The organism is Alteromonas sp. BZK5 (genome assembly GCF_014349115.1).
Classification (GTDB): domain Bacteria; phylum Pseudomonadota; class Gammaproteobacteria; order Enterobacterales; family Alteromonadaceae; genus Alteromonas; species Alteromonas macleodii.
Map to the genome: position 1 here is coordinate 1 of NZ_JACSOE010000193.1, position 2857 is coordinate 2857.

The following is a 2857-nucleotide window of genomic DNA, read 5'->3' on the forward strand; positions in this document are numbered from 1 at the left end:
AGCTCCAACTTATTGAGTAACTTAATTGACAAAATTAAGCTCACAACAAATATCGCAAACATAAAGTTCTGTTGAGTAGAGGCTAATCCAAACAGCGAACTAGTCATCAAACCAGACAAAATGGTTTTTTTACTGTTTTTTGAGTTTATAGACATAAGTTTCTCCAAAGGTTTTTAAACAAGGGAGACACTTATGACACCCATTAGGAGTCAATAAAGTCTCCCAATGTTTACGGGGTTATTTTGTTAATTTGATTGATGAAGGGCTTTGATTAACTCTGGTAAAGGTAAATCAATGTCATCATCAAGCTCTGCATGCAATAAATCTTCAGCGGCCAAACGTTCATCACTTGGTAGCGATGAAGCATAAGAAAACTGAAAAGAACTACGCAAAGGTTTTGAACGCATAATTTTCATCGAGTGGCACCACGATACAATTGTTCTCGTAGAGAACGGCATCGTTAGCGCTCCTCCATCAAATGCTTTTCGAACATGATCACCAACTTTGATTAGCGACTTAATTAACTCACCATCAAGCGCTGGGTAATGACTTGAAACAATGTCAAATTCCAATTGCGCAGGAGGATAAGGTAGCTCGATAAAGCAAAAACGCGAACGAAGTGCTGCATCAACAACCATAGAGTTGGTGTAATGCATAGAGCCACCTTCACCAACAGTATTGGCTGTAGCAGCAATTTTCGTGAATTTATGAGGTTTGACTAAGCCAATACCTTCAACATACAACTCTTTATAATCACACAAAGGATGCAATGCAGACTGTACCGGACTATCAAACTTATCAATCTCATCAATGATGATAAGACCACCATCACGATAACGCTTTATAATATCGGTGGGTACCTGAACAAGCGTTGTACCTCCATTTTCGCCTCGAGACTCTGTTCTTACGAACAAGGTTTCACCACGAGTATCCAATGAACCACTAATTATACTGACCGGCACACCTAACTTATTTGCCATAAAAAGCAATAACTCAGATTTGCCAGAACCAGTAGGACCATGAAGCCAAAGAGGTTGAACTGCGCGATTCGAAAACCACGATAGGACAACTTCAAAAACATCCATATTCGGTATGTAATTAAGTGGTGCAGGAACCTTTTCCGCAAACTCACCTGTTGCTTTGTAAGTTAACACTTTCAAATCTTGAGGCGCTTTAGGAAAAATTGTGTTAGCAGTTACCGGAGCAACACCAATTTTTGCAGGTTGAACAGCTACAGAAGGTGTCACTGGTAATGGTTGAGCAGTAGTCATGATATATCTCCAAATAAATAATAAAGGGAGACAAACACAACAATCCTTAATAAGGAGGGCGTATGAGTCTCCCTAAAAAGGGGTAAAGTTTTTTATGGGTTAAGTTTCAAAAATGCATTGATAATCTTTGCATTTGCTTCATTTAAAGGTTTGTATGCGATTTTTTTAGCTAATCCCCATCGAGCGTAGGAACTATCTATACCACCGTTTTCGCAATACTTATCGAACAAGTCGCTAGCAAATAGAGCTAATAATGCATGCTCATCTTCACCTTTATCTAATGCTTCATTTTCAACAACTTGAACGCCTCTTATAAAAAGACCGTCCAACAATCTTGAAACTTCATCATCACCCCATTTATATGCGGTAACCATTCCATTTCTTGACTGCAATCCGTCATCGAAAATTGGCATTGTGGATAATGCAATTTGACGTTTATTTGATGACTTTGAATCTAATGCCTTAAATTCATCAAAGTCAGTCACATGAACGATATAATCAGCTTTCTTATCTTTACGAAAATCAGCTAAACCTTTCTTAACACCATCTTCATAGACTTTAGCGTCCATCTTTTTCTCCAAAGTATTGATTAACTGAGGAGAGACGGCACTATCCTGTGAGGATAGAAACGAACATCCTCAGTCAGGGGTATTGTAAAAAGCACTGCACAACGAAAATCAGCAAGCTGATTTCTATGGCAATGCATCCTATTTAGTAGAGATTACCTTCAAAAATGGAGCCCATTTTTTTCGGTAAGGAAGTGGCAACAATTTCAACAAAGTGAAAGTTGCTTTGTTTGATCAAAGTCGTTAAACCTAATTGTTTAATCTTATTGTTCATCGAATAACGAGAACGCTGACGGATTAACACTTGGTTTTTCAACTTAAGTTCAATGTAAGAGTTTTTCATAATAATCACCCGTCCATTTTGCCCAGCTGTGCTAACGACGATGTGTCTTCTCTACCAACAACAATATGGTCTAGGACGGGCACATCGATTGCAGACAACGCTGTTTTGATCTCCCTAGTAAGTCGTATATCTTCAAGACTTGGTTGAGAAAGACCGCTTGGGTGGTTGTGAAACAAGATTACCGCGCCTGCATTTTGCTCCAGGACAGTTTTAATAATTTCACGTGGATAAACTGCAGCTGAGTTAATCGTTCCTTTAAATATTTCAAATCTACCAATTAGACGATGCTGTGTATCAAGACAAATCAATCCAAAAATTTCTTGTTGTTCGTCTTGCATTAGACACTGCAAAAAACTGGTTACGCTTGAAACATCACGGAATGTACGGCCTTTAAAAAACTTACGACGAGAAATCACGTTCGCCATATCTACGATATCTTGCTCAGTTAACGTACCTGTAGCAATGTAAGTTCCAGCAGCTTCACCTGTAGTAAATTTTTTCATCATCATCTCCAAATAATTGTTAAATTCGAGAGACAATGAACCCCTATAGGAGTACAAAAAGTCTCCCGAAAGTGGGGTGGTTAAATTTTAAAAGTTAAACAACTTTGTTTGAAACTCTACATCCAATTCCAATTCAGGTTTGGATTCATAATGTTTCGCACTTAACACGTAGTT

3 protein-coding genes are annotated in these 2857 nt (G+C 38.3%); all 3 read right to left on the minus strand.

Annotated features, from left to right (window positions below; translation table 11 throughout):
- Window positions 1-245: 245 nt before the first annotated feature.
- The 3 genes from BIZ39_RS21110 to BIZ39_RS21125 all read right to left on the minus strand — a co-directional run bounded on the left by BIZ39_RS21110 (window position 246) and on the right by BIZ39_RS21125 (window position 2683).
- On the minus strand, window positions 246-1271 hold the full coding sequence (locus BIZ39_RS21110) for an AAA family ATPase (protein ID WP_187448008.1): 1026 nt from the start codon (window positions 1269-1271) through the stop codon (window positions 246-248).
- Window positions 1272-1363: 92 nt separating this feature from the next.
- A complete protein-coding gene (locus BIZ39_RS21115; RefSeq protein ID WP_187448009.1) occupies window positions 1364-1840 on the minus strand; it encodes a hypothetical protein in 477 nt (158 codons plus the stop codon).
- Between the two features lie 345 nt (window positions 1841-2185).
- Window positions 2186-2683 carry a RadC family protein gene (locus BIZ39_RS21125; RefSeq protein ID WP_187448011.1) on the minus strand — a complete coding sequence of 166 codons (498 nt, stop codon included), beginning with the start codon at window positions 2681-2683 and terminating at the stop codon, window positions 2186-2188.
- Window positions 2684-2857 lie beyond the last annotated feature (174 nt).